Origin of the sequence: Neobittarella massiliensis (ex Bilen et al. 2018) (genome assembly GCF_900289145.1) — a bacterium.
Classification (GTDB): Bacteria; Bacillota; Clostridia; order Oscillospirales; family Ruminococcaceae; genus Neobittarella; species Neobittarella massiliensis.
On record NZ_OKQO01000007.1, the window covers coordinates 56,668 to 83,139 of the forward strand.

Sequence of the window (26,472 nt, forward strand, 5' to 3'; positions counted from 1 at the left end):
CTGTACGCAGACAGCTGGTGACGTTATATGAGTATGGCCCTACAGGCCCAGGTATTCCTTTATCTTGGCCGCCAGCCCACCAAAAAAGCTGGCCACCGGGGACTTCTCCTCGGACACCTCGATCTTGTTTTGCTGCTCGAGGTCGACGTATTCCACCTGCTTGCTGTCGACCCGCACCAGGCCCAGCTGGGTGCTGGCATACTGCTCGACATTTTTTAAGCTCATGCGGGTCTCGAGCTGCATGTCGAGCTGCTTGGTGGTGGAGGTGAGGGTAGCCAGATCGTCTTTGGCGGTGCTGAGCTGGTCGCCCAGCTCGGTGAGGACCACCCGGCTGTAGATCATCAGCCCGGTGACGCAGATGGCAATGGCCGCCAGCAGCACCTTACCGGCCGGGGCTCCTTTTTTCTTGGGTTGGGGCTTTTCATTTTTGATGACCCGCATTTTGGGCTCCCGGTTTTCAAACAGGGATAAGTCGTAGGCCTGGCCTGCATTTTTCATCTGGTTTCATCCTCTCTGTGTGGGGTATTTGGGGTGCTGTTTCTATCTGTGTCTCCGGGTGGAGAGCGTCTATTCTATACCGGGGCCTCTGCCCCGCTTACAGTTTTTCGATGACCCGCAGCTTGGCGCTGTGGCTGCGGCGGTTTTGGGCCAGCTCCTCTTCGCTGGGCAAAATGGGCTTTTTGGGGCACAGCTTGCCCTTTGGCTTGCCGCCGCACACGCAGACGGGAAAATCCGGCGGGCAGGTACAGCCCACCGTCCACTGCACGAACTGCTTTTTCACCAGCCGGTCCTCCAGCGAGTGGAAGGTGATGACGCACAGCCGGCCGCCGGTGGCCAGCATATCGAAGATATCGGCCAGGCCCTGAGCCAGCGCGTCGAGTTCGCCGTTGACCTCGATACGAATGGCCTGAAAGCTCTGCTTGGCGGGGTTTTTCTGCTTGCGCAGCACCGCTGCCGGCAGTGCCGACTTGATGATCTCCACCAGTTCAAAGGTGCTGGTGATGGGCGCCTTTTCGCGGGCGGCGGCGATCTTGGCGGCGATCTGTCGGGAAAATTTCTCTTCGCCGTAGGTGTATAAGATGCGCGCCAGTTCCTGCGGGGAGTAGGTGTTGACCACGTCGTAGGCCGAGAGGCCCGTCTGGCTCATGCGCATGTCCAGCGGCGCGTCGAAGCGGTAGGAAAAGCCCCGCTCCTTGGTGTCGAGCTGGTAGGAGGATACCCCCAGGTCGAGCAGCGCCCCATCCAGCTGGGTGACCCCCACCGCCGCCAGCGCCGCGCGGGCATTTTTAAAGTCGGCCTGCAGCACGCTGGCCGGCAGCCCGGCAAGGCGCTGGGCGGCGATCTCGACGGCGGTGGGGTCTTTGTCGAGGGCGTAGAGGTGGCCGCCCCCCAGACGGGCGGCGATCTGCCGCGAGTGGCCGGCACCGCCGGCAGTACCGTCGAGATAGGTGCCGCCGGGGCGGATGCAGAGCGACTGGATACACTCGTTTAAAAGTACCGATACATGTGAAAATTCCAAAGCGCCCATCGCCCCTCTCTGCCCGGCCCAAGGCGGCGGGACTACAGCCCCAGCTCCTCCATGATGCCGGCGATCTCCTGCTCGTCGAGCTTCGAGCACTCGGCGAGCCACTGGTCTTTATCCCATATCTCGGCGTGGTTGGCAGCGCCGGCCACCACCACGTCTTTTTGCAGCCCGGCATACTCCCGCAGCGCGGCGGGGAGCAAAATACGGCCCTGCTTGTCCGGTTCCACATCGACGGCACCGGCAAACAAGACCCGCTGTAGCGCTCTGGCTTTAGACATGGGCAAGTTTTTGATCTTGGCGGCGAGAAGATCCCATTCCTCGTAGGAATAGACGGCCAGGCAGCGCTCGCCCAGCCCCTTGGTGACCACAAAACGCATCCCCAGGCCCTCCCGCAGCTTGGCGGGAAAGATCATGCGGCCCTTGGGGTCGATATTGTGGCTGTATTCACCCATTAACATCTTCTCACCACCTTTGTGGTACTTCGTTGCACTTTCAACCACTTTTCACCACTTTATTTCATTATAGGGGCAGCCCTATCAAAAATCAAGTGAAAAATTCGCTGCGCGGCGATTGTTCACATTTATTCCACATTGTTTTTTGCAGGTTTTTTCACAAAAAAACGGAGCTTTCGCCCCACTTTTCACCACACTTTTCTGATTTTTTCCAAATTTGACCGCTTTCGGGCGGCAGCGCCCACAAAAAGGCCGTTTTTGCCCCTCTTTTTGCCGGTAATATTTTCCACCAAAATGCCACCGCGGCCCACTTTTTCCACACAAAAAGCGGCGGCTGCCACCGGCAGCCACCGCTCGTTTTCCACATTTATTGCTCTTTTTGGGGAAAAGCGCACACCGGCTACCGCTTTTTGACCTCGCGGCCGTGCAGCCGGGCCCGGGCCGATTTCACCTCGTCCATCTGGGCGATCAAAAACTGCTCGGTGCTCTTCATCACGTTGTCGGCAAACTCGGTGGAGGCCTGTTTCATCTCTCGGGCCTGCATCTGCGCCTGGCTGAGGATCTCCCCGGCCTTTTTCTGGGCGGCCTTGACCAGGTCGTCCTGGGCGACGATGCTGCGCGCCTTGTCCTCGGCCCGCTTGATGATGGCGGCCGCCTCTTTTTTGGCGGTGGCCACGATGTCGGCCCGGTCGGAGACGATGGCTTTGGCCTGCCGGATCTCGGTGGGCAGGTTGAGGCGGATATCGTCGGTCAGCTCGCGGATCTTCTCGATGTCCACCACCCGGCGCCCGCCGGACAGGGGCAGCGTCCAGGCGTCTTCGAGCGCGTCGTCGAGCAGGTCCAGTATCTCATCGATATTCATAGTTATTCTCCTTTACTCAACCGGGTCTTGATGGGCTGTACGATGGCCGGGGGCACGAAGTCGGCGATGTCGCCCCCGAAGGCAGCGATCTGTTTTACGATGCTGGAGCTCAGGTACATGTATTTGGAATTGGTGTTTAAAAAGATGGTCTCGAGCTCGGGGTTTAATTTTTTGTTGGCCAGCGACTGCTGAAACTCGTACTCGAAGTCGCTGACGGCGCGCAGCCCCTTCACCACCGCGATGGCCCCCACCTGGCGGGCGTAGTCGGCCAGCAGGCCGTGATAGCAGTCGACCTCTACCCCGGGCAGGTCGCCGGTCACCGCCCGGATCATCTCCACCCGCTCCTGCTCGGAAAACGAGGTGGTCTTCTGCGGGTTTTTAGACACCAGCACGATCACCCGGCTAAACAGCTTGCTGGCCCTGACGATGATGTCGAGATGGCCCTTGGTGATGGGGTCGAAACTGCCGGGGCAGATGACGGTGCTCATAGCCGCTCCCCTTTCTGGTAGGTGGTGATGGTGATCTTGCCGTAGCGGCGGCGCTTTTGCTGCTGTAGCTGCCCCACCTGGGGCGGCAGCGGCTCATCGCGGTCGCTCTCGACGGTGACCAGCCCGCCCGCGGCCACGCAGGGCTCCAGCGTGGCCAGTATCTCGCCGTAGAGCCCACAGGCATAGGGTGGGTCGACGAATACCAGGTCGTAGCTGTCGCGGCAGCGGTGCAGGTAGGTGAGCGCCTCGCTCTGGATGACCCGAGCCTGTTTTTCCAGCTTGGCCGCGCGCAGGTTGTCGCGCACCACCTGGTGGGCGGTGCGGTCCTGATCGACGAACACACAGCTGGCGGCGCCACGGCTGAGCGCCTCGATGCCCAGCTGGCCCGAGCCGGCGAACAGGTCGAGCACCCGGGCGCCGGGCAGTAAAAAGTGGATGGAGCTGAAGAGCCCCTCCTTTACCCGGTCGGTGGTGGGGCGCACCGACAGCCCCTCCAGCGTCTGCAGTCTGGTGCCTCTGGCACTGCCTGTGATGACCCGCATGTAAAAAACCTCTCTTTGAGCGGTGCCGCCGGTGCCGGGCGGGGGCGGCGCCCCGCGCTCGACAGGATGCGACACCTGTTTTGTCTATTATCGTATACTGCGCCCGGCGCTGTCAAGTCGCGGCAAAAAATACCGGGGCGCTCTCTATTTGCCGTTAAAGTAGTCGTACACCGCCAGTGCCGCCTTTTTGGGCAGCTTTCCTCTGTCCATGAGCTGCTGCACGTCGGCCAGCGATATCTCCTCCAGCGAGCGAAAGGCGGTCAGCAGCGCCTTGGCCCGCTTTTCGCCCACGCCGGGGATGTTTGTCAGCTCGGACTTGAGGGCCGAGTTCTTGTGCAGCTTGCGCTGGTAGCTGATGGCATAGCGGTGGACCTCGTCCTGGATGGTGGTGACCAGCTTAAAGGCCGCCTTGTACGACGACAGCGCCACCTCCTGCCCGCCCAGGGCGATGGCCCGGGTGCGGTGCTTGGAGTCTTTGACCATGCCGAACACCGGGATAGAGAGCCCCAGCTGCTGCACGATGGGGCGGATGGCCGCCACGTGGCCCTCGCCGCCGTCGAGCAGGATCAGGTCGGGGGTGGTGGCAAAACCGTCGTCGCTGTCGCCGTTTTTCAGGCGGGTGAGGCGGCGGGTGAGCACCTCGCGCATGGAGGCGTAGTCGTCCTGGCCGTCGACGGTCTGGATCTTAAAGCGCTTGTAGGCCCGGCGGTAGGGCTTACCGTCGCGAAACACCACCATGCCACAGACCTTGTAGCTCTCGCCCAGGTTGGAGATATCGTAGGACTCGATATAGGCCGGCGGCTCCCCCAGCCCCAGCAGCTTGGCCAGTTCGTCTAAGCCGGCCACCTCGCGGGAGGAGCGGCGGCTGCGGTAGGAGATGCCGGTGACCGCGTTGTCGTAGGCCATCTGCACCAGCTGGCGCTTTTCACCCCGCTGCGGCACCAGCACCGACACCTTGCTGCCCCGCTTCTCCCCCATCAGCTGCGCCAGCAGCGCGGCGTCGGGGATCTCGAGCTCCAGCAGCACCTCTTTGGGCATATCCTGGCGGGTAGTGTAGTAGCGGGCCACGAACTCGTTGAGGATCTCCACCGGGGTGCCGTCGTCCTTGAGCAAAAACTCGTCCTTGTCGCTGAGCCGGCCGCGGCGGAACTTGAGCACCACCGCGCACACGGCGGTGCCCCCCTTGGCCACCGAGATGGCGTCCATGTCCACCTTGCTCTCGAACACCACCTTCTGCCGCTCGTTCAGCCGCCTGAGCGACTGCAGCTGGTCGCGGATGGCGGCCGCCTTCTCGAATTCCATCGACTCGGCCAGACGGGTCATCTCCCGCTCCAGGTCCTTTACGATCTTGTCGGCGCCGACGGTGATGTAGTCCACCGCCCGCTGCACCCGGTCGTTATACTCCTGGCAGGAGATCTTGCCGGTGCACACCCCGCAGCACTGCTTGATGTGGTAGTTGAGGCAGGGCCGCTCCTTGCCGATATCCTGGGGGAACTTCTTTTTACAGCCGGGCAGCATGAATACCTTTTTGGCCAGCTCCACGCTCTGGGTGACCACGAACGAGCTGGTGTAGGGGCCGATGTAGGTGCTGCCGTCGTCGATCTTCTGCTTGGCCGCCTGCAGGTCCGGCCAGGGGCCGGGGGTGATCTTCACGTAGTGGTAGCCCTTGTCGTCTTTGAGCAGGATGTTGTATTTGGGGCTGTACTGCTTGATGAGACTGCACTCCAGCACCAGCGCCTCGAACTCGCTGCCGGCCACGATAAAGTCGAAATCGCTGACGTGCATCACCATCTGGTACACCTTGGGCAGGTGCTTGTCCACCGAGTGGAAATAGCTGGACACCCGGTTCTTGAGCTTTTTTGCCTTGCCGATATAGATGATCTGGCCGGTCTTGTCCTTCATCAGGTACACGCCCGGCTCCAGCGGCAGCTTGCCCGCCTTTTCGGCCAGCATGGGTATGGTCATGGCAGTCGCCCCCTTTATAAAGGTATGTGCAGCGCTGCGGCCGCCACTTTGGTCGACCGCTTGCACCGAGGGGCCCCGCCCCGACAGGAGCAGGGCCCAAAAATGCAAAAAGGCGCTGCCGCGCAAAAGCGACAACGCCAGGTACAGAGCAGTTACTCTTTAAAGCCAGACTCCACCAGAGCGACCAGTCCCTCAACTGCCTGCTCCTCGTCGCCGCCGTCGGCCATGATGCGGATCTGGGTGCCGCCGATGATGCCCAGCGAGAGCACGCCCAGCAGACTCTTGGCGTTTACCCGGCGCTCCTCTTTCTCCACCCAGATAGAGGATTTGTATTCGTTTGCTTTCTGGATAAAGAAAGTCGCGGGTCTCGCGTGCAGACCGACCTGGTTTTCCACAACTACATCTTTCACAAACATCTTGCCATACTCCTTATATAGATAAAAGATATTCGATCACGTAATTTTAAGGTGGCAGGACGGGGTCCTACCTTATACCGAGACCCATTATACCACAGTTTCGAGCTTTGTCAGCAGGGCCACTCTATTTTCTGCTATTGCCATAAGTTTGCCGGGAACATGCTCGGCCGCATTTGTGTAAAACTTCTACATTTACACCAGCGCTGTTAGCAGATTATACAGGATTGGTACCAACAGGGCCGGCAACAAGTTGGCGGTCTTTACCTTTTCGCCAAATAAAAAGTTGATACCTATACACAGGATGATGGCGTTGCCCACCACCGTGATCTGGCCCATCAGCGCGTCGGTCATGTAGGGGGCCACCAGCCCGGCCGCCAGCGTGATGCCCCCCTGGTAGACGAGCACCGCCGCCGCGGCAAAACCGACCCCCACCCCCAGGGTGGTGGTGAGCACCATGCCGGTGACCAGGTCGAGGGTGCTCTTGATGATGAGCAGGCTGTAGTCGCCGGTGAGGCCCTCATTCAGCGCCCCCACGATGGACATGGCCCCCACGCAGAAGATGACTGCCGCCGCCACAAACCCGCGGGCAAATCCCTGGATCTTCAGCTTGTTCTCGATGAGCTGGCCCAGTCCGCCCAGGCGGCGGTCGATATCCAGCAGCTCGCCGGCCACGACGCCCACCACCAGGCTGACGAGCAGCAGCAGGCCGCCGTCAAAGCTGACGGCGCCGTCTTTTACAGTGGCCATAGCGCCCAACATGCCCGAGAGGCCGATGCAGAGGATGGCCAGGCCCATGGTCTTCATCAGGCTGTTCTGCAGCCGCGCGGGCAGCCCCTTTTTAAACAGCAGGCCCAGGCCGGTCCCCAGCAGGATAGCCCCCACATTGATCAGTGTGCCGGTCATCGCTCTTTTCCCCCCGCATCTTCTGCCAGCTGCCGCAAATGGGCCCGGTCACTGTCGGTCAGCGGGGCGCTGTCCAGCATGTCCGGCCGCTTTTTCAGGGTGTTTTGCAGCGCGCCCCGCCGCCTGAAGTCGACGATGTTCTGGTGGTGGCCCGAGAGCAGCACCGCCGGCACCTCGCGTCCGTTCCACACCGGCGGGCGGGTGTACTGGGGGTACTCCAGCAGGCCGTTCCAGTGGCTCTCCTCCTCAAAGCAGCTGTCGTCGGCCAGCACTCCCGGCTGCAGCCGCACCACCGCGTCGACCAGGGCCATGGCCGCGATCTCGCCTCCGGTGAGCACAAAGTCGCCCAGCGACACCTCCTCGTCGACGATCTCATCGAGCACCCGCTGGTCTACCCCCTCGTAGTGGCCGCAGAGCAAAAACAGATTTTGGTGCCGCTGGTAGCTGCGCACCAGCGCCTGATCCATCACCCGCCCCTGGGGCGACAGGTACACCGTCCAGGGGCGCTGCCCGCCGCCCAGCTCTTCGCACACCGCGCGGTGGCAGTCGTAGATGGGCTGGGGCTGCATCACCATGCCCATACCGCCGCCGTAGGGGTAGTCGTCCACCCGGCGGTGGCGGTCGGCGGTGTAGTCGCGGATGTTGTGGGCGTGTATCTCGACTTTTCCCTCCTGCGCGGCGCGGCCGATGATGCTCTCGCCCAGCACCGCCATCACCATATCGGGAAACAGGGTAGCGATATCAATGCGCATCGTCAAACAGCCCCTCCAGCGGCCGGATGCGCATACTGCCCCCGGCAAAGTCGATGTCCAGCACCACCTCTTTGATGGCCGGCACCAGCCGCAACTTGTCGCCGTCTTTTACGTGGTACACGTCGTTGGCGCCGGTCTGGCTCACCTCCACCACCTCGCCGTAGCGGGCGCCGGTGTCGGCGTCGTACACCTCCAGGCCCAAAAGGTCCTGCACAAAGTAGCTGCCCTCGGGCAGCTGGGCGTCGTCGCGGTCGATATACAGCACGGTGCCGATGTAGGGCTGGCTGTCCTCGATGCGCTCGATACCGGCGAATTTGACGATGACGATGTTCTTCTGCACCCGGGCGCGCTGCACCTCCATGGCGGTGCCGTCCTGCCGGTACAGGGTATCAAAGTCCAGTAAAAATGCCGGGCTGTCGCACCAGGGCTGCACCCGCACCTCGCCGCGGATGCCCTGTGTGGCCACGATCTTGCCCACCTCTAAAAACTTCTTCACGCTCTTTTTCCTCCTGTAGCTGGCGCCGGGGCGGGCGGCATATCGGGCCGCCGCAGCCCCGGGATGGGGTGTTTTGACGCGGCGCGGCGCACCGGCCCCCAAAGGCGGCGCCACACAAAAACAGGGAAAGCCCGCGGGCTTTCCCCATATCTGTCGTCAGTCGATCTCGACGAGAACTTTTTCGCCCCGGCGGCTGGCCGCCGAGCGCATCACAGTGCGGATCGCCTTGGCGATCTTGCCCTGTTTGCCGATGATGCGGCCCATGTCCTGCTGCGCCACGTGCACGTGGTAGACGATCACGCCTTCCTCGCTGGGGGCGTCGCAGGTCACCTCGATGGCGGAGGGATCCTCCACCAGGCCGGAGACGATGGCAACTAAGAGTTCCTCCATCTGGCCAAACCTCCTTATGTCTCAGACATAAAACATCTCACTGCCCAATGCGGCAGCGCGGTCTGACGAGATTACTCGGCCTCGCTTGCCTTTTGCAGCAGCGCCTTCACGGTATCGGTCGGCTGGGCGCCGTTGGCGATCCATTTCTGCGCTTTCTCCACGTCGATCTTCACCACTTTGGGATCTTTGGTGGGATCGTAGTAGCCCAGCTCCTCGATGAATCTGCCGTCTCTGGGGTATCTGGAATCCGCCACTACCACGCGGTAGAAGGGGGCCTTTTTGGCGCCCATGCGGCGAAGTCTTATCTTAACAGCCATCACTGTCACCTCCTGTACATTTAGTATCTATACCACCGGCCGCAGGCGGCCGGTCCGTACCTCGTTAAAACTGCCCGCTAAAAAGGCATGAATCTGCGCCGGCGCTTGCCGGGCCTTGTAAACTGGCGGATGAGCTTGCTCATCTGCTCGAACTGCTTGAGCAGCCGGTTGACGTCCTCCACCTTGGTGCCGCTGCCGGCGGCGATGCGCCGCTTGCGGGCGGGGTTTATCAGCTTGGGCTTGGCTCTCTCCTGCGGGGTCATCGAGAGGATGATGGCCCGGGTGCGGTCGATCTGCCGCTCGTCGATGTCGGCGTCTTTCATCTGGGCGCCCATACCGCCGGGCATCATGCCCATGATCTGCTGCATCGAGCCCATCTTGTTTATCTGTTCCAGCTGCTCGAGCATGTCCTGCAGGTCGAACTTGTTCTGGCGCAGCTTTTCTTCCATCTTCTGCTGCTGCTTTTCGTCGAACTGCTCCTGCGCCTTTTCGATGAAGGTGAGCACGTCGCCCATACCCAAAATGCGCGAGGCCATGCGGTCGGGGTAAAACGGCTCCAGGTCGTCGAGCTTTTCGCCGGTACCGGAAAACTTGATGGGCTTGCCGGTGACCGCCTTGACCGAGAGCGCCGCGCCGCCGCGGGTGTCGCCGTCGAGCTTGGTGAGCACCACGCCGGTGATCTCGAGCAGGTCGTTAAAGCTCTGGGCCACGTTGACGGCGTCCTGTCCGGTCATGGCGTCGATGACCAGCAAGATCTCGCTGGGATCGACGGCGGACTTGATGTTCTCGAGCTCGCCCATCAGCTGCTCGTCGATGTGCAGGCGGCCGGCGGTATCGAGGATGACGATATCGTTGCCGTAGTCCCGGGCGTGGGCCAGCGCCTTTTTGGCGATCTCCACCGGGTCGATCTGGCCCATCTCGAATACCGGCACCCCGGCCTGCTCGCCCACCACCTGCAGCTGCTTGATGGCTGCCGGGCGGTACACGTCGCAGGCCACCAGCAGCGGCCGGTGCCCCTGGCCCTTGAGCAGCTTGGCCAGCTTGCCCGAGTGGGTGGTCTTGCCGGAGCCCTGCAGGCCGCACATCATGATGACGCACTGCCCTTTGGAGGGGATCTGCAGCCGACTGACCTCGCTGCCCATGAGGTTTATGAGCTCCTCGTGCACGATCTTGATGACCTGCTGGGCGGGGGTGAGGCTCTCGAACACGGCGGCGCCCACCGCCCGCTCGGTGACGGCGCTGACGAACTGCTTGGTCACCTTGTAGTTGACGTCGGCTTCCAGCAGGGCCAGGCGCACCTCCCGCATGGCGGTCTTTACGTCTTTTTCGTCAAGCTTGCCCTTTTGCTTGAGCCGCTTGAACGCGGCCGACAGTTTTTCCGACAGGCCCTCAAACGCCATGTGGCAGCCCTCCTACCTAACTACTCGCTTTGCCGCCCGGTTCAGCGGCTCATCTCCTCTACGGCATCCAGTATCTCCTGCACGCAGCGGCGGATCTCCGCCGCGTAGGGGGTGCCGTCGCCGTAGGGCAAAATGTTTTTGGCCTGCTCGGTGATGCGGGCCAGATAGCCGTAGTTCTGGCGCTCCTTGGCGCACAGGCCCAGCGCCCCCTCCATCTCCAGCAGCGTGGCTTCGCCGCGCTTGATGGAGTCGCGCACCCCCTGCCGGGTGATGCCGGTATTCTCGGCGATCTCCCCCAGCGAGAGGTCCTGATCGTAATAGAGCTCCAGGCAGTCGCGCTGCTTGTCGGTGAGCAGGTCGCCGTAAAAATCGCACAGCAGCGACATCTTTAAATCTTTGGCCATACGCCCGGCGCCCCCTCCCTGCACAGCGGCCTAAAAACAGGCCCGCCCCCATACGGGCAGGCCTGTAAAGGGGCCGCCTTTACATGTATTATATCGGGCGCCGGCCGTCCTGTCAAGGCCTGCGCCTTTACTATTTCGCCTTTTCTACAATTTTTTTGGCCGCATTTTGGCGGTCGGTAGACCCCGACTCGCCGGTGAGACGGCGCACCAGCGGGCCCAGCCGGGCCATGAGCAGGTCGGTAAACTTGCCGATACACAGCACGTTGGCCACGGTGCCCACCCCAAACGGGGCGCCCATCAGCACCGCCGCCACGAACAGCAGCGCGTTCAAGATGTTGAGACCCATGCCGTAGGTGCGCCGCACCAGCCGCCCGATGTAGATGGCCAGCATATCGATGGGCTCGGCCCCCAGCCCCACCGGGATGTAGTAGCTCAGGGCCAGCACGATACAGCCGATGCCGGCGGCCAAAAAGAGCGCGCGCACCCACAGGGCCGGGTGCGCGCCCCGCAGCGCCTGCAGCAGCGGCAAAAACAGGTTGACGAACGGGCCGCACCCCAGCGAAAAGACCACCGCCCCCACGTTGATGAGCGCGCGGTCGAGCAGCAAAAACAGCAGCACGATGGCCACATTCACCAGCACCGACACGGTGCCCACCCGCAGCCCAGTCAGGCCGGCCAGGCCCTGCTGAAAGCTGGTGTATGGGTCGCTGCCCAGGTCGGCGGTGATGTTGCAGCTGATACCCAGCGCCATCAGCGGTACCGCCGGCAGTAAACAGGCCAGCTTGCGCCAAAACAAGCGCGTCTTCTCGCGGCTCAAAGCACTCTCTCCCCTCCCGGTGCGCGCCGGTACCGGCCGGGCGCGCACACACTGTACCCAGTATACCACTTTGCCCGCCGAGGGCAACCGCCAGCCGCCGAAAGCACTCAAAAAACACCTGCTGGGGGGCGGTAGCTGGGGACAGGCTAAAGTCGGGCCGGGGCGGGCCGGCGGTGTTTTTTCGCAGGTATTTTGCCGCTCGGGCAGCGAGGGCCGTATGCGCCTTTAGCGGCGCCCTCGGTCGCAGCCGGCACAGCCGCCGGTGCAGTGGCCGCAGTCGCGGCAGCCGCGACCGGTGACAAGGTGGGCGATGTGCACCGCCACCGTGTAGACGGCGTAACCGGTCAGCGCCGCCACTGCAGCCATGATCAGCCAGTACAGCACAAAAACACCTCCTTACAGCTGCGCCGGGCGGGGCCGGCGGTCAGCACAGGATCATGGCCAGCCGGGCAAACTGGTAGGCCATATACGAGACCAGGTAGGCGGTGCCCACCTGAAACAGCGCCGCCTTCAGCGCCCATTTTAAGCTGCCCATCTCCTTGATGATGGTGGCAAAAGCCGCCATGCAGGGCACGTAGAGCAGGCAAAACACCATAAAGGCGTAGGCCGAGGCGGGGGTGAACGAGGCGCCGATGATCTGCAGCAGCGCCGTCGAGCCCACCTGTACCCCGTAGAGCACCGCCAGCGTAGAGACCACCGCCTCTTTGGCCACCAGCCCGGCCAGCAGCGCCACCGCCGCCTGCCAGGTGCCAAAACCGAGCGGGGCCAGCACCGGGGCGATGCACCGGCCCAACCCGGCCAACATGCTGGCCGAGGTATCGCCCACCAGCCGCAGCGACAGGTCAAAATGCTGCAAAAACCAGATGAGCACGCTCATCGACAGAATAATGGTGCCCGCCTTGACGAGAAAGCCGCGGCACTTCTCCCACATCAGCAGGCCGGTATTGCGCAAACTGGGCAGGCGGTAGGGGGGCAGCTCCATAATAAAGGGGGAGGCGTTTTGGTGAAACACTGTTTTTTTGAGCAGGATGCCCGAACAGATGGCCACCGCCAGCCCCAACAGGTACATCGAGAACACGATGAGCCCGGCATGGGCGGGAAACAGCGCCCCGGCAAACAGGCCGTAAATGGGCAGCTTGGCCCCGCAGGACATGAACGGCGTGACCATGATGGTCAGCCGGCGGTCGTCCTCGTTCTCCAGCGTCTTGGTGGCCATCACCGCCGGGGTGGTGCAGCCAAAGCCCATCAGCATGGGGATAAAGCTCTTGCCGGTAAGGCCCATCTTGCGCAGCAGCCCGTCCATCACGAATGAGGCGCGGGCCATGTAGCCGCTGCTCTCGAGCACCGAGAGAAACAAAAACAGCAGCATGATCTGGGGCAAAAAGGTGAGGATCCCCCCCACCCCGGTGATCACCCCGTCCACCAGCAGCCCCTGCACCCAGGCGGGGGTGCCCGCCCCGGCCAGCAGCGCGGTGACCGCCGGCGTCAAAACATCGGTGATAAAGCGCTCCACCAGCCCCGACAAGGTGGCGCCCACCGGGCCAAAGGTGACCGCGAACATCAGCGCCATCACCGCAAAAAAGATGGGGATCGCCAGATAGCGGTGGGTCACCACCCGGTCGATGCGATCGGTAACTGTCTCTTTGCCCGCTCTGGGGCCGGGGGTAAAGGCGGCGGCGACCACAAGATCGATCTGGTCGTACCGGTCGGTGGCCAAAATGCTCTCGATATCGCTCTTTTTCCCGTAGGCCCGCTCCAGTTGGGCACCGATCTCGGCTATCTGCCGGGGCGCGATGTGGTGGGCGTGCAGCACCTCCCGGCGGCCGGCCAGCAGCTGGCTTATCACATAGGCGCGGTGGGGCAGCTTCGGCGGCAGCAGCTGCGCCACCGCGCTGCGGGCCCGCTGCACCCGCTTATCGTGGTCTATCGGCGGCCCGGTGCGGCGGCCGGCGCGCAGCACCGCAGCCATCAGCGCCTCTACCCCCTGCCCGCGGCGGGCGGCGATGGGCAGCACCGGCACCCCCAACAGCTGCGACATGGCCGCCGTATCGATGCTGCCACCGGCGGCCTGCACGTCGTCGATCATGTTCACGGCCACCACCACCGGGATATCCAGCTCCAGCAGCTGCATGGTCAGGTACAGGTTGCGGCTGAGGTTGGTGCCATCGACGATGTCGAGCACCGCGTCGGGCCGCTCTTTTATAAGAAAGTCGCTGGCCACGATCTCCTCCATGGTGTACGGCGACAGCGAGTAGATGCCCGGCAGGTCGACCAGTGTGTAGGGCTGCCCCTGTAAACTGGCCCGCCCCTCCTTTTTCTCAACCGTCACCCCCGGCCAGTTGCCCACGTATTGGTTCGAGCCGGTCAGGGCGTTAAACAGGGTGGTCTTGCCGCAATTGGGGTTGCCGATCAGGGCGATGCGCGGCGACCGCATTTTTCCCGCCGCCGGCGGGGCCGGCCTCTTTACCGTGTGTACCTGTACAGCCATTTTGCACCTCCTTACCTGCCGGCCAGCGTGATCTCTTGGGCCTGGCTCTTGCGCAACGACAGCGCGTACCCCCGCAGGCTGATCTCGATGGGGTCGCCGAACGGGGCCACTTTTTTTACCAGCACCCGCACCCCGGGGGTAAGGCCCAGCTCCAGCAGGCGGGTGCGCAGCGGCCCGCTGCCGCCCACCTCTCCCACCCGGCCGCTCTGCCCCGGTCTCAGGTCCCGCAGCGTGCGGGCGGGCAATTCCTTGGCTCTCATGGCAAACACGTCCCTTTCTCTTCTTGCCGGTCGCGGCGGGCCGGTGCTCGTCCGCCCCGCTGCCGATCTGTTTTGCGCGGCGCGGTCACCGCCCCGCCGGTGCGGTACCTGGTCTTTGTAAAACCGCAAGCGGTCTTGACCGGCCCGCACAGCTGCTCTCTCCACCGGCAGACCCCCGATCATGCACCGAGCACCGCCGCGGGCCGTCAGGGGATACGCCGCCCCGATCTGCTCCAAACAGCAGCCATACCGCCGACCTCACCGGCATGTCTCGGGGTCGGCAGCAGCCGACTGGCGCACCCGTACTCAGCGCAGGTCGCAGTGCTTTTTCTGCACAGGCGGCAGGCGTCCTGACTCTCTCATATACCGGTACCGGCGCTGGACAGCTGCCAGCCCCGAATATGTACGTGTACCCTCAAAATACATATCAGCTGCCGTTCTCCTCTTTATTGACAGAACTGATAGAGACCCGCTGCCGTGCCGCCGGTGTAACTCGGTGCATCTCCAATCTCTTATCGCCCGGCGGTCCCTGCGGCGGACCATTCGGTCCCGCTCTGCAGGCAGCCGCCGAGCAGTACATCTAATCACACCAACCTGCCCACCGGGCACCGCTGGCGTGCCCCCCATCCGCTCTCGCAGCATCTTTTTGCTCCGCCGCCTTTTGGGACGCGGCTGGGACACGATGGTCCCGACCGATCTCGGGCAGTTTCGGCAGCGCCCCGGTGGAGCACCCGGTGGGGCAGCGCGATGATCTTTTTGATGGTAGGGGGGAGCATTTGCGGGCGTGGACAGGCACCGGATATTCCGCCATCTGCTGCAAATGGTCGTGGAGCGGCCCCGCTTTCGCTATCTGGCGGCAACATATCACTCAGCAGCACAGAGCGCAATAGCCGCCGGGCAGGTATCGCCTGCTCAGCGCGCTGACTGGGGTACAAACGCGCCAAAATAGTCTTTTAGCAGGTCGTTCGCCAACTTTAGCGCCACAATTCTGCGGGACGGATGATGCGGCATCCCCTTTTGCGATAAGCGGATGATCTCGCCGCTATCTGCCGGCGGACAGGCACCGCTTGTCCGTCCTCTTGCTCACAATGTATGTCCGCTTGGGGCATGATATACCATCAGCGGCGGCTGTACCTCTATTTTGGCTTTTGCGCCGTTTTCGGCGGCAAAAATCAGCTGCAAAGGCTCGTTTTTACAATTTGTTCACATTTTAAAAAAGCCCTGAAAAACGCTCGCAGGTAAGGTCCACGCACCTTTAAGTTTCTCTTGGCTTTCTTCATCCGCCCTATTTTCTTCCCCGCTCCCCTGCCGATACGAGCCGTCGCCTGCAATCCTGCCGCTCCTGACACTCCACAGCGCCTTTAGACACCGCACTGCTGTTTTTTTACCGGTATCCCCCCAGTTGAAATAGCCCCCGGCTTGACAGCAGAGCGGGCCGGCTGTTAAGATAATACCAGGCAGGAGGCCGAGATCATGACATCTACACTACTGATCGACCAGCTTAGAAGAAAGCTGTGCTCTGTACAACTGCATTTGGCGAGACACTGTACAGAGCCTAATTTATAGAGCGTACCCCGCTTTTTTACTCGCCAGAAGACAGGTCCGCCCCGGCGTACGAAACGCGTACGTCTGTTTGCGTGTACCTCTCTTCTGGGCGCGCGGTATATCGCATGTATTTTGGCTGTGGGCAGGTATTGCCCACAGCCTTTTGTTTTTGTGCGGGACCAGCGCCCGAACACGTTTTGACTACCGGAGCAAAAGGCAGATGAGCATCTCTCATCTATCTTTTGCTCCTTTTTTATTTCAGAGAGGAAAGACCCATGAGTTTACTGGACATCTATCACCTGTCCCACACCTACGGGGACCGGGTACTGTATAAAGACGCCGAGCTGTCGCTGCACCGGGGCGAACACATGGGGGTGGTGGGCCCCAACGGGGCCGGCAAATCCACCCTGATCAAGATCTGCACGGGGCAGGTCATCCCCGACGAGGGGCGCGTGGTATGGCGCCGCGGCACGGCAGTGGGCTACTTAGACCAGTACGCCCAGATCGGCGGCGACCCCACCATCGACGCTTTTTTACACGCCGCTTTTGCCGAGCTCTATGCGCTGGAAGAAAAGCTACAACAGCTCTACGCGCGTTTTGCCGCCGGCGAAGACATCTGGGAGCAGGCCGAGCGCTGTCAGCAGCAGCTAGAGGCAGCGGATTTTTACGGCATCGATACCGCGGTGGAGAAAGCCGCCACCGGGTTGGGACTGACGGCCATCGGCTTAAACACCCCTATTTCGCAGCTGAGCGGTGGTCAGCGGGCCAAGGTGCTGCTTTGCAAACTGCTGTTGACGCGGCCGGACGTACTGCTGCTGGATGAGCCCACCAACTTTTTAGACGAGCAGCACATCGACTGGTTAGCCGGTTACCTGCAGGGGCTAGAGGCGGCTTTTATGGTGGTGTCGCACGACAGCGCCTTTTTGCAGCGGGTGACCAGTTGTATCTGCGATGTGGACGGCGGCACGCTGCGCAAATATGTGGGCAGTTACCACGCCTTTTTAGACCAGAAACAACACCTGCACCAGGACTACGTGCGCCGCTACCAGGCCCAACAGCAGCACATTCAAAAGACCGAGGCCTTTATCCGCAAAAATATTGCCGGCAACAACAGCAAGATCGCCAAGGGGCGCCGGCGCCAGCTGGAGCACCTCGAGCGCCTGGCGCCTCCCAGTGGCAGCTTGACGCCGCCGGCATTTGACTTTTGCCCGCTGCCCGCTGCCGCCCAGCTATTGCAGGCAAACGACTTGGCGGTGGGATATCAATTTCCCCTATTTTCTCACCTGAGACTGGCGGTGGCGGCAGGGCAGAAAGTGGTGGTGACCGGCTTTAATGGCGCCGGCAAGTCGACTCTGCTAAAAACACTGATCGGCCAGCTGCCGCCGCTGCACGGCCGCTGCCGGTTATCAGACACCGCCGTTTGGGGCTATTACGCCCAGGATGTCGGCTGGGACGACGGGAACAGGACCCCGCTGCAGGTGGTGCAGGACGGCTTTGCCTGCCTAAAAGAGAAAGAGGCGCGGCGCCAGCTGGCCCGCTGCGGCATAACCAACAACCATATCAGCCAGCCGGTGAACACGCTCAGCGGCGGCGAGCAGGCCAAGGTAAAACTGTGCCTGCTGACCTTAAAGCCCTGTAACCTGCTGGTGCTCGACGAGCCTACCAACCACCTGGACGCAGACGCGACACAGGCTTTGAGCCGCGCGCTGCAAAATTTTGACGGTGCAGTGCTGCTGGTGTGCCACGAACCCCGATTTTACCGCCCCTGGGCAGACAGGGTGCTGGATGTGGCGGCGCTGCGCCAGTGAGCGCCCGACCCGTTAAAAAGGTGGCCAAACCCGGCCAAAAACGGTAGAATAAAAAGGGGGGTATGTGGTAGATCGCGATGTTTATTCCGCCAAGATGACACTGACAGGAGGTACCGCTGTGGAGAGTAAAAACATATTGGTAGTGGTTGGGGGCGGCCGTGCCAGGGGCAACACCGCCCAGCTGACCGATGCCTTTATCGAGGGGGCCAAAGAGGCCGGCCACCGGGCAGAAAAAATATCGCTGCAGTCGGTGTTGGTGCAGGGCTGTACCGGCTGCAACGCCTGCCGGTTTGGCCGCCCCTGCGTACAGAAAGACGATTTTAACCTGCTGGTACCCCAAATACTGGCCGCCGACCTGATCGCATTTGCCTCTCCCCTGTATTTTTGGACCATCTCGGCCAAGCTGAAAGCCTTTATCGAGCGCTTTTACTGTTTGGCCCAGCAGGACCCCGACCCGCCGCTGGGGCGCTATGAAAAGTATCCGGCTAAGGATTGTGCGCTGCTGATGACCGCCGCCGACAACAATTTTTGGGCTTTTGAGCAGGCTGTCTCTTACTACCGCTTTGCCATCGTGCGCTATATTGGTCTTCACGACCGGGGCGTGCTGCTGGCCGGCGGCTGCGGGAGCACCAACGGCAGGCCGCAGATAGAGCGCACTGATCATTTGCAGGCCGCCCGTACTTTTGGAAAGACCATATATGACGGCTGTACTGCGCCCCAACAGGCAGCGCCCGACATGTAACCGGTAAACGGATGCATACAGGCAAAAAACTTAGAAAAAGAGCCCGCCGGTTCTCTGATGCCGGCGGACTCTTTTTGGGCTTTTTGTCAATAGTAAAATTTATTACAGGTCTGCGTAATAGCGGCACATCTGTACCATCATGTCTTTAAAGCGGCGGTTGTCGGTATCCATCGCCACGGTGGTGTTGGGGGCGCGACCGAGCTTGCCCTCGGGGTCGGCCACCGTTTCGCCGTCGTTTTCGCTGTAGGCGCCGTCCTCGGTGTACACATACCACTCGTGGCCCTGACACACGGCCGGGTCTATGGCCCAGGCGATGGTGAGCGCATCGTGGATGATATTGGAGTCGCTGCCGCAGTCGAAGGCGTTGTGGCGGGAGAAGAGCAGCAGCTGGCGCAACAGCTGCGCCCGGGGCCGATCGCCACAGATAGCGAGCATCTCGTCGAAGTCCTCGGCGGTGAGGGCGGCGGCATGGGTGGCGTTGAGGCCCACCATGTAGGTGTGCAGCTTTTCAAAGCAGATGCGGGCCGCAGTGGGGTCTTTAAAAATGTTGGCCTCGGCGTATTTGCTCTGATTGCCCATGCCGATACCGCCGCCCATGATGTAAAAGCCGGCGATGAGCTGCGGCAGATCTGGATAGCGCATGACGGCGCGGGCAATGTTGGTGAGCGGGCCGATGGCGAATACCACCAGTTTGCCGCCTGCTTTGACCGCCTCGTCGTAGATCACATCACAGGCCTCGCGCTCGTCGAAGGCGCGGCCGCCGGTGGGCAGCACGATATCGCCGATACCGGTGGAGCCATGGACTGGGCTGACATAGTCATCGCCCCGATCGTAAGCTTTAAACAGCGGTCTGTCGGCGCCTTTAGCCACCGGGCAGGAGAGATCCAGCGCCTGGGCCAGACCCAGGGCGTTGACCGCCGTTTTTGCAAGCGGCATGTTTCCAAACACCGCCGTTATCGCTCTGAGATCGAACTGGGGACAGCTGCCCAGCAGCGAGAGCGCAAAGGCGTCGTCGACACCGGGATCACAGTCAAACAGTACAGGGGTCTTTTCCATCCAGATAGCCTCCTCACATGATATATACCTATCTTACCGTTACCGGGCAGTTTTGTAAACCCGAATACTCCCCCTAAGGCGGGGACCTATCTGCGGCAGCCACCGCACAGTGGCCGGGCCGAGAGAAAAGACCACACATAAAAAGCCAGCCGGAAATCGGTCACGGCTGGCTAATCATCTGTAAACTGTGTGTTGTTGCGCTCTATATCATCAGATATTTAATCTGTTGGTAATAGAGATCTTGTCATCTGCTCTACTGATCTTCTAACTGCTAGAAAGAATAGCAGGGAAACTTTTGCGCCGATGACCGAAACACTTTACATGTTTGCTTTATACACATTTACCGATCACAGTTTAGAAATACCCGGTACTCCTTTTACTCTGCATGGGAATCGTACCCCTTCGGACAGATACAGATATCGAGTCTGCACGTTCTCTGACCAATTACAGAAAGCCCGGTGGCTTTTTACTACTGCATGGGATGAATCACCTTTCAAGGTATTTTTGGCTTACCAGTACAGTTTGTACCGCGTAACCCGTATGCTCCGCTTACAGTTGGCACTTGGCCTTTTACGACTGCATGGGAATAACTACCTTTCAAGTTTTTCTTTGAGTCTTACAGTTTTTGTTCTGTTTGCCGTCTTTACAACAGATCTTTCAGATCTGACGATCTTTTAAAACACTGCGTGGAAAGAAATGCCTTTTAGGCTGGCATTTACAGATACGATTTGTACTGTTTACCCTCTGTGTATAAAAGCTATTCAGTTGTTAGTTGGTCTATACAGAAAGGACTTGGTCCCTGTAAAGTCTTGATCCTGATGAATGGGGTCTGTATGGTGGGGCTTTGTAGCACCCAATCCAGATACACACTTATTTTACAGGTCGCCGGGTCTTTCTGTGTGGCAGTGCGCCTCTACTTCTTGACCCATTGGAATCACCTCTTTCTTTGTCTTTAGTATATAGTAATCATTCAACATTTGCAAGTGTTTTATATATTTTCGTCAGTTTCTATAATTTAGCGTGGTAAAACGCCACACTTTGAATAAGGCACCTGTGGCTGGACCTGTACAGACCGTGTATTACGGCGTCTGCCTGACGAATACGAGCCGGTCGGGGGTAGAGAGTGCCGGGGCGAAGGCAAACCCCTGCCAGCTGAAAGTCCTGAGGGCCAGCGGGTCGTCTATCTGATTTTGGGCGATAAAGCGCACCATCTGTCCCCGCGCCTGTTTGGCTATCGTCGCCACCGTTTTGAGACCGCCGGGCCGAGAGACCAAAAAGTCGCAGCTGATGAGCTGGTGGCGGGCCGCAAGGTATGGGACTATCGCACGGCTGTACTCTTTAGAGGCCAGGTCGAGCACCGGCTGCCGGTGTGAAAACAGCTGGCGGCACAGCGCGCCGCCCCAGTAGGCATAGAGGTCTTTACCGCCGGTGGGGTGCCACCTGAGGCCCATCTCGAGGCGGTAGGGGCGCACCCCGTCACAGGGGCGCAGCAGGCCGTAGAGCGCACTGACGATGTAGAGGCGCTGCTGCAAAAAATGGATGTCGGCAGTATCGAGGGTGGCGGGATCGATATTTTTGTACTGCAGGCCCTGATAGCACAGCAGCGCCGGCACCGGTGGACAGCCATCGCTAAAGTGCTGAAAATCATCGTAGGCCCGCAGGGCCAGTTGCGGATTGATGTGCATGAGCTGCTCGAGCTGCCAGGGATCTAATTTTTTTAGCGCCCGGGCCAGCTGGAGCGGCTGGCGGGAGAAGTGGGGAACCGTGCACTGCCAGCCAGGCGGCAGCGCTGTCGGCGGCTGGCGGCACATATTTTTGGCCGGGGAAATCATGATCTGCAAGACCAGTAGCCTCCTCTGAAAAGCGGCAGGACTTTTTTATAGTTGGTGTATCTTGTATCTGTGTGCTGCTAATGGCTAATGTAGCCGGCGCTGTTCGGGGGCAAAGCCCATGGCGGCGATGCGGCGACGCAGCCAGCCGCCCCGCAGATAGTAGATGATAAAGAGCAGTGAGGTGACCGTCCAGGTGATGGGATAGCTGGCCAGCACCGTGCTCAGTTCGTTTTTAAATGGCAGTGCGATCAGCACCCACAACACCCGCAGCACACAGACGCCGCCGCAGGTGATGAGCATGGGGACGATAGAGTCGCCGGTACCGCGGATGGCGCCGGCCAGTATCTCGACACAGATATAGGTAAAATAAAACGGTACCATAGAGCGCAGGATCTGCACCCCCAGGTCGATGACCTGCCCGTCGGCGGTAAAGAGACGGTACACCGGCTGGCAGAAAAAGTAGAGCAGACTGCTGGCCACCAGCGCCACCCCAAAAGAGAGCCCCAGGCAGACCCGGACGCTCTGCCGCACCCGGTGGTATTTCTGTGCGCCGAAGTTTTGCCCCACAAAGGTGGTGATCGACACGCCGAACGCGCCCATGATCATCCAGAAAAAGCCGTCGATTTTGCCAAAAGCCGTCCAGGCAGCGACGGTATTGGTGCCAAAAGAGTTGATGCAGGACTGCAGGATGATATTGGACACGGTGTACATGTTGGACTGCAGCCCGGCGGGAATGCCCACCCTAAAAACACTGCCCAGCACGCCTTTGGAAAAGCGCACCTGGGACAGCGTGAGCTGATAGGGCTGGCCCTCGCTGCGGGAGAGCGTGAGCACCACCAGCACGGCGCTGAGGATCTGCGACAGTACGGTGGCCAGTGCCACCCCCAGCACCCCCATGCCCAGCAGGGCCACGAACAGCAAATCGAGCGCAATGTTGGTGAGGCAGGCGGCGATGAGGAAGTACAGCGGGCGCCTGGTATCGCCCACCGCGCGCAACACGCCGGAGCCCATGTTGTAGATGAACGAGGCGATCATGCCAAAAAAGTACACCCGCAGGTAGGTGAGCGCGTGGTCCATGATATCGGCCGGGGTGCCCATGGCACGCAAAACAAATGGGGCGATGAGCACGCCTACCACTGTCATGACGCCGCCGGCGACTATCGCCAGCGCCGTGGATGAGTGGACTACCTTGTGCACATCGTCGTGCCGGGCGGCACCATAGTACTGGGCAATGACTACCGTGGCCCCCGACGAGATACCCACGAACAGGTTGACGAATAAATTGATGAGCACGCCGGTGGAGCCGCCCACCGCCGCCAGCGCCTGTTTGCCCACAAAATTCCCCACCACGATGGCATCGGCCGTGTTGTACAGCTGCTGGAAAAAAGTACCCAGCAAAATGGGAAAGAAAAAAGCGAGCAGCTGTTTCCAGATGACGCCTTCGGTGATGTTCTGCTGATATTTATCTGCCGCCATAGGTATCCCCCTCCATATATTGGGCGGGGCCGGACAGGGCCGCACCTGTACTGCAGCGCCCCGCATATTTACTTGCACCTATAACATAGCGGGTATACCGGGGAAAAGCAAGAGGGATACAGAAATTTATGGGGTGATGTTTGGCTGCATAAGGCTATATTTCAGCAGGGCTGAAAAGCACATGGTCAGTTGGTGTACACTGGGAACACCTGCAGATCCGCCGATACCTTTGCACCGGCTTTTGACAGCCTGGCTGCCCTTATAGTCCTGCTTAAGGTGAAGGAGGTGGCTGCAATTTGCCAATTGACAGGACAGGCGATACGAGCACATAGGCGCAAAATCTGTATCGGCACATTTTTGTGTGGATCTGCTGTCGCCAGCCATACAGGTGATGTGGGTGAAAAACGCCTGACGGTTGGCTGTTGGCGGGGCCGGTACCGGGCAACCGCCATTTTTATAGGCGGGACAAAAAAAAGAGCGCGCAGACGGGGTGGACCTGTCTGCGCGCGCTTTTTTGACTGTGGGGGGATGGGGCACCAGCAGAGATGCCTGAAGCTCGGTAGGGCTGGTGGGCCAGCAGCCGGGCGGCAGCAGGCCGGCTTTTTGCAGCGTGTGGGCGGCAGCATACCAGATCGGCGGGACCAGACCGGATAGCCGCAGCAGCTCGCTGTCGCCGAAGACCGCGCGCGGCGGTGCATCGGCGATCAGGCGGCCGGAAGAAAACACCAGTACCCGGTCGGCCCACTGATAGGCAAAATCGATATCGTGGGTGGAGAGCAGCAGTGTTTTGCCAGCGGCGTGCAGCGCATCGAGCGCGGTGCGCAAAAGCACAGTGTTTTGCGGGTCCAGGCTGGCGGTGGGCTCGTCTAACAGCAGGACACGGGCATCCATTGCCAGCACGTCAGCCACGCTGACCCGCTTCTTCTCCCCCCCGCTCAAATAGTGGGGGCAGCGACTGGCATAGTGCTCCAGCTGCATAAAAGAGAGCGCCTGGTGGGCCCGCCGAGACACCTCCTCTTTGGGCAGCTTTAAGTTCATGGGACCAAACGAGACCTCGCCCAGCACGGTGGGGGCGATGAGCATATCGTCGGGGTCCTGAAACACCACCCCTACCTGCTGGCGCAGATTAGAGAGTGATTTTTGGCCGTAAGTGACCAGTTGTCCATCGAGCAGCAGCTGCCCCCGATCGGGTTTGAGCACGCCGTTGAGCTGCAAAAAGAAGGTGGATTTACCAGCCCCATTTTGCCCCAGCAGCGCCACTTTCTGGCCCGGATAGATATCGACGGTGACGCCGTCGAGGGCCGGCGTGGGCTGCCCCTCGTAAGTAAAGGTGAGTTCTCTTGTCTGTAAAATGGGCTGCACGGCTAATACCCCCCCAGTAAAAATATTCGGCGCAGCACCAGCAGCACCACAAAATAGGCGACAGCGCCGGCGACCTGCACCGGGCGCAGCGGCGGGCGCTCTTCTAAAAACTGGATAGAGCCGGTATAGAGACGTGATTCCATAGCGCTATACACCGAGGAGGACTTGGCCATGGCCGCCAGAAACAGATTGGCGAAGATGGCGGCCGTACTGCGCAGATGGATGTAAAAGCCATTTTGCCCCATCCGCGATACAGCAGCGGTGTGCATGCGGGACTGGGTGTCGAGCAGCACGAAGATAAAGTGGTAGGTGAGGCTCATGAGCTCGGTGAGCAGGGCCGGTACATGCAGCCGCCGCAGCACCCCGATGACCTGATGGGAAGGGGTAGTCAGGGTGAGCGCATACAGGCAGCACACCGCGCCCATAGCCCGACAAAAGAGCAGGCCGGCCGTGTGCAGACTGGAGGCGGTGACGGCTATGTAGCGGGAGAAAAAAGGCAGTGAGATCAGCCCCCGCCGGGTGGTGGGAAAGCTAAGGGCCACCACTGCACAGCTGATGGTGACGAATACCAGCGGGGCAGCCATGAGTTTGGCCCACTGCTTGACCGGGGCGCGGCCGGGGCCGAGGGCCAGCACAGCCATACATAGCAGCACCGCGAGCGAGAAGGCGGCCGAGTCGGTGGCGATGCACAGGGCCAGCGTGCCCACGGTGATGGCCAGCTTATAGCCGCCGCACCAGCGGCCGAGGCCGGTCTGCTGGGCGTAATAGTCGATCGAGAGCATTTTTCTCACCATCCTTTTGCGTCAAGGACAGGCGGCGGGGCAAACAGCTGCCCCGCCGCACAGTACGCCCCGGTTAAGCTTGTATCTGCGCCGCAGTACCTGCCTGACCGGTTTGCTTTTGGTATTTTTTGCGGGCGATGAGGTAGCCGAAGCCAAAGCCCAGTACCGCCGAGCCCAGGCCGGCCTGCAGACAGAACAGCAGGCTCTCGGTCTCGCCGCCGGGAGGGGCGATGACGCTCTCCATCCAGGGGGTGTAATCTGGGTCGATCTGGGTGATCGCGTCTTCGGCGGCGCCGTCCGCCCCGCCGAACTCGCTGTTGTGTATAGTCAGCAGCGGCACCGCGGCGATGAGCACCGCGGCCAGCAGCAGTCCAACGACCAGTAATCCTGTTTTTTTCATGTTCTACACCTCCGACAGATAGCCCAGCTCGCGCAGCTCGGGCTTGGCGTAACTCTCGAGACCGATGATGGCGATCACCGTCAGGATGCCCTCGATAACGGCCAGCGGGATCTGGGTGATGGCAAAGATGCCGAGGAAGGTGCCGATAGAGGCGGCACTGCCGCCAGACTGGGCCGGGTGGTCGAGACCGAGCTGGATGCTGGTGATGACATAGGTGAACAGATCGCCCAGAAAGGCCGCCAAAAAGATAGCTACCTTGCGGTTGACTTTACACTTTAAGCACAGCTTGTACACACCAAAGGCCAAAAAGGGGCCGGCGATAGCCATGGAAAAGGTGTTGGCGCCCAGCGTGGACAGCCCGCCGTGGGCCAGCAGTAATGCCTGAAATAGGAGCACGATAAAGCCGATGACCGCCATGGCTGCCGGCCCAAAGAGGATGGCCCCCAGGCCGGTGCCGGTGGCGTGGGAACTGGAACCGGTGACGCTGGGGATCTTGAGTGCGCTGAGCACGAAAGCATAGGCGCCGGACATGACCAGCACCAAGAGCGTTTTGCGGTGGTCGCGGGCGGTGCGGCGGATGGATATGAGCCCCCAGGCCAAAAACGGCAGGCAGACAGCACCCCAGAAGATGCAGTAGCCCTTGGAGAGAAAGCCCTCCATGATGTGCATGGCGCTGGCGGGGAGCGAGAAGCTCAGCACCAGACTGATGGCGATGGTGGCGCCGAGAAAGCGGCGCTCGTGTTTGGTCATAACAGTTTCCTCCTGCTTTTTAGTTGGTGGCCGCCGGTGGCGGCACACAGATAAAAAAGCTGCCCCTGCCGATGGCCGCGACACTGGTGTGCGGCCAAGGTGGGTGCAGCCCGACAGCCGGTGCGCCCCGGGTGGGGGACCGACAAAAAAGCCTGTCTTCTGCGGGTGCAAAAGACAGGCATATCAAGACGGAGAGAGGGACAAGGCGCGGCCCTCTCTGCCGTGTGACACCTGACCTATCG

The 26,472-nt window shown here is 60.8% G+C and carries 29 protein-coding genes; 2 read left to right on the forward strand and 27 right to left on the reverse strand.

The features are described 5' to 3' along the window. Positions 1 to 39: 39 nt before the first annotated feature. The 20 genes from C6Y32_RS10690 to C6Y32_RS15410 all read right to left on the reverse strand — a co-directional run bounded on the left by C6Y32_RS10690 (position 40) and on the right by C6Y32_RS15410 (position 14,477). Positions 40 to 498 carry a hypothetical protein gene (locus C6Y32_RS10690; protein WP_105205255.1) on the reverse strand — a complete coding sequence of 153 codons (459 nt, stop codon included), beginning with the start codon at positions 496 to 498 and terminating at the stop codon, positions 40 to 42. Positions 499 to 595: 97 nt separating this feature from the next. Then, complete coding sequence (gene rsmH, locus C6Y32_RS10695; RefSeq protein WP_105205256.1) at positions 596 to 1,528, reverse strand: 16S rRNA (cytosine(1402)-N(4))-methyltransferase RsmH; 933 nt, start codon at positions 1,526 to 1,528, stop codon at positions 596 to 598. Between the two features lie 32 nt (positions 1,529 to 1,560). Then, positions 1,561 to 1,983 carry a division/cell wall cluster transcriptional repressor MraZ gene (gene mraZ / locus C6Y32_RS10700; protein ID WP_105205257.1) on the reverse strand — a complete coding sequence of 141 codons (423 nt, stop codon included), beginning with the start codon at positions 1,981 to 1,983 and terminating at the stop codon, positions 1,561 to 1,563. 78 nt (positions 1,984 to 2,061) lie between these two features. Beyond that, complete coding sequence (locus C6Y32_RS15135; RefSeq protein ID WP_129589433.1) at positions 2,062 to 2,328, reverse strand: hypothetical protein; 267 nt, start codon at positions 2,326 to 2,328, stop codon at positions 2,062 to 2,064. Between the two features lie 49 nt (positions 2,329 to 2,377). Further along, the gene (locus tag C6Y32_RS10705) at positions 2,378 to 2,839 is read right to left on the reverse strand and encodes an ATP synthase subunit B family protein (protein ID WP_105205258.1); all 462 of its coding nucleotides are present in this window, start codon (positions 2,837 to 2,839) and stop codon (positions 2,378 to 2,380) included. Between the two features lie 2 nt (positions 2,840 to 2,841). Next, the gene (gene coaD, locus C6Y32_RS10710; protein ID WP_105205259.1) at positions 2,842 to 3,327 is read right to left on the reverse strand and encodes a pantetheine-phosphate adenylyltransferase; all 486 of its coding nucleotides are present in this window, start codon (positions 3,325 to 3,327) and stop codon (positions 2,842 to 2,844) included. Then, positions 3,324 to 3,944, reverse strand: coding sequence for a 16S rRNA (guanine(966)-N(2))-methyltransferase RsmD (rsmD, locus tag C6Y32_RS10715; protein WP_306418981.1), 621 nt, complete (start codon positions 3,942 to 3,944; stop codon positions 3,324 to 3,326). Before rsmD ends, coaD begins: the two co-directional genes overlap by 4 nt. 69 nt (positions 3,945 to 4,013) lie before the next feature. After that, the gene (uvrC, locus tag C6Y32_RS10720) at positions 4,014 to 5,834 is read right to left on the reverse strand and encodes an excinuclease ABC subunit UvrC (protein ID WP_105205451.1); all 1,821 of its coding nucleotides are present in this window, start codon (positions 5,832 to 5,834) and stop codon (positions 4,014 to 4,016) included. 152 nt (positions 5,835 to 5,986) lie between these two features. Beyond that, entirely contained in the window at positions 5,987 to 6,250 is a 264-nt protein-coding gene (locus C6Y32_RS10725; RefSeq protein WP_105205261.1) for an HPr family phosphocarrier protein, read from the reverse strand. A gap of 192 nt (positions 6,251 to 6,442) precedes the next feature. Further along, a complete protein-coding gene (locus C6Y32_RS10730; protein ID WP_105205262.1) occupies positions 6,443 to 7,153 on the reverse strand; it encodes a DUF554 domain-containing protein in 711 nt (236 codons plus the stop codon). Continuing rightward, entirely contained in the window at positions 7,150 to 7,905 is a 756-nt protein-coding gene (trmD, locus tag C6Y32_RS10735; RefSeq protein WP_105205263.1) for a tRNA (guanosine(37)-N1)-methyltransferase TrmD, read from the reverse strand. The genes C6Y32_RS10730 and trmD overlap by 4 nt, the downstream gene beginning before the upstream one ends. After that, positions 7,895 to 8,401 (reverse strand): ribosome maturation factor RimM, encoded by a 507-nt coding sequence (rimM, locus tag C6Y32_RS10740; protein ID WP_105205264.1) that lies wholly within the window; start codon positions 8,399 to 8,401, stop codon positions 7,895 to 7,897. Before rimM ends, trmD begins: the two co-directional genes overlap by 11 nt. Before the next feature lie 156 nt (positions 8,402 to 8,557). Next, positions 8,558 to 8,791: a KH domain-containing protein gene (locus tag C6Y32_RS10745; protein WP_105205265.1), complete on the reverse strand. Its 234-nt coding sequence runs from the start codon at positions 8,789 to 8,791 to the stop codon at positions 8,558 to 8,560. A gap of 71 nt (positions 8,792 to 8,862) precedes the next feature. Next, positions 8,863 to 9,108: a 30S ribosomal protein S16 gene (rpsP, locus tag C6Y32_RS10750; protein WP_105205266.1), complete on the reverse strand. Its 246-nt coding sequence runs from the start codon at positions 9,106 to 9,108 to the stop codon at positions 8,863 to 8,865. A gap of 77 nt (positions 9,109 to 9,185) precedes the next feature. Continuing rightward, positions 9,186 to 10,508, reverse strand: a complete 1,323-nt coding sequence (ffh, locus tag C6Y32_RS10755; RefSeq protein WP_105205267.1) for a signal recognition particle protein — start codon at positions 10,506 to 10,508, stop codon at positions 9,186 to 9,188. Between the two features lie 41 nt (positions 10,509 to 10,549). Continuing rightward, positions 10,550 to 10,912, reverse strand: a complete 363-nt coding sequence (gene ylxM / locus C6Y32_RS10760; protein ID WP_105205268.1) for a YlxM family DNA-binding protein — start codon at positions 10,910 to 10,912, stop codon at positions 10,550 to 10,552. A 130-nt stretch (positions 10,913 to 11,042) separates the two neighbouring features. Next, positions 11,043 to 11,729: a YczE/YyaS/YitT family protein gene (locus C6Y32_RS10765; protein WP_105205269.1), complete on the reverse strand. Its 687-nt coding sequence runs from the start codon at positions 11,727 to 11,729 to the stop codon at positions 11,043 to 11,045. A gap of 225 nt (positions 11,730 to 11,954) precedes the next feature. Next, the gene (locus C6Y32_RS15405) at positions 11,955 to 12,113 is read right to left on the reverse strand and encodes a hypothetical protein (protein ID WP_164998236.1); all 159 of its coding nucleotides are present in this window, start codon (positions 12,111 to 12,113) and stop codon (positions 11,955 to 11,957) included. 40 nt (positions 12,114 to 12,153) lie between these two features. After that, the gene (gene feoB, locus C6Y32_RS10775; protein WP_243562702.1) at positions 12,154 to 14,217 is read right to left on the reverse strand and encodes a ferrous iron transport protein B; all 2,064 of its coding nucleotides are present in this window, start codon (positions 14,215 to 14,217) and stop codon (positions 12,154 to 12,156) included. 11 nt (positions 14,218 to 14,228) lie between these two features. Next, complete coding sequence (locus C6Y32_RS15410; protein ID WP_164998255.1) at positions 14,229 to 14,477, reverse strand: FeoA family protein; 249 nt, start codon at positions 14,475 to 14,477, stop codon at positions 14,229 to 14,231. A gap of 1,820 nt (positions 14,478 to 16,297) precedes the next feature. Between C6Y32_RS15410 and C6Y32_RS10780 the strand changes: the two genes are divergently transcribed. Together C6Y32_RS10780 and C6Y32_RS10785 are read left to right on the forward strand one after the other, a co-directional pair. After that, on the forward strand, positions 16,298 to 17,830 hold the full coding sequence (locus C6Y32_RS10780; RefSeq protein WP_105205271.1) for an ABC-F family ATP-binding cassette domain-containing protein: 1,533 nt from the start codon (positions 16,298 to 16,300) through the stop codon (positions 17,828 to 17,830). Between the two features lie 118 nt (positions 17,831 to 17,948). Further along, positions 17,949 to 18,572 (forward strand): flavodoxin family protein, encoded by a 624-nt coding sequence (locus C6Y32_RS10785; RefSeq protein ID WP_243562704.1) that lies wholly within the window; start codon positions 17,949 to 17,951, stop codon positions 18,570 to 18,572. A gap of 102 nt (positions 18,573 to 18,674) precedes the next feature. Here C6Y32_RS10785 and C6Y32_RS10790 read toward each other — a convergent pair whose 3' ends face one another. The 7 genes from C6Y32_RS10790 to C6Y32_RS10820 form a co-directional block, all read right to left on the reverse strand. After that, entirely contained in the window at positions 18,675 to 19,628 is a 954-nt protein-coding gene (locus C6Y32_RS10790; protein WP_105205272.1) for a nucleoside hydrolase, read from the reverse strand. A gap of 1,079 nt (positions 19,629 to 20,707) precedes the next feature. Further along, a complete protein-coding gene (gene yaaA, locus C6Y32_RS10795; protein WP_243562718.1) occupies positions 20,708 to 21,460 on the reverse strand; it encodes a peroxide stress protein YaaA in 753 nt (250 codons plus the stop codon). An 84-nt stretch (positions 21,461 to 21,544) separates the two neighbouring features. Next, positions 21,545 to 22,936 (reverse strand): MATE family efflux transporter, encoded by a 1,392-nt coding sequence (locus C6Y32_RS10800; protein WP_105205274.1) that lies wholly within the window; start codon positions 22,934 to 22,936, stop codon positions 21,545 to 21,547. 126 nt (positions 22,937 to 23,062) lie between these two features. Then, positions 23,063 to 24,298: an energy-coupling factor ABC transporter ATP-binding protein gene (locus C6Y32_RS10805; protein ID WP_243562706.1), complete on the reverse strand. Its 1,236-nt coding sequence runs from the start codon at positions 24,296 to 24,298 to the stop codon at positions 23,063 to 23,065. A 2-nt stretch (positions 24,299 to 24,300) separates the two neighbouring features. Beyond that, positions 24,301 to 25,080, reverse strand: coding sequence for a cobalt ECF transporter T component CbiQ (gene cbiQ / locus C6Y32_RS10810; protein WP_164998237.1), 780 nt, complete (start codon positions 25,078 to 25,080; stop codon positions 24,301 to 24,303). Positions 25,081 to 25,153: 73 nt separating this feature from the next. After that, positions 25,154 to 25,480 (reverse strand): energy-coupling factor ABC transporter substrate-binding protein, encoded by a 327-nt coding sequence (locus C6Y32_RS10815; protein ID WP_105205277.1) that lies wholly within the window; start codon positions 25,478 to 25,480, stop codon positions 25,154 to 25,156. A gap of 3 nt (positions 25,481 to 25,483) precedes the next feature. Continuing rightward, entirely contained in the window at positions 25,484 to 26,230 is a 747-nt protein-coding gene (locus tag C6Y32_RS10820) for an energy-coupling factor ABC transporter permease (RefSeq protein WP_105205278.1), read from the reverse strand. Positions 26,231 to 26,472 lie beyond the last annotated feature (242 nt).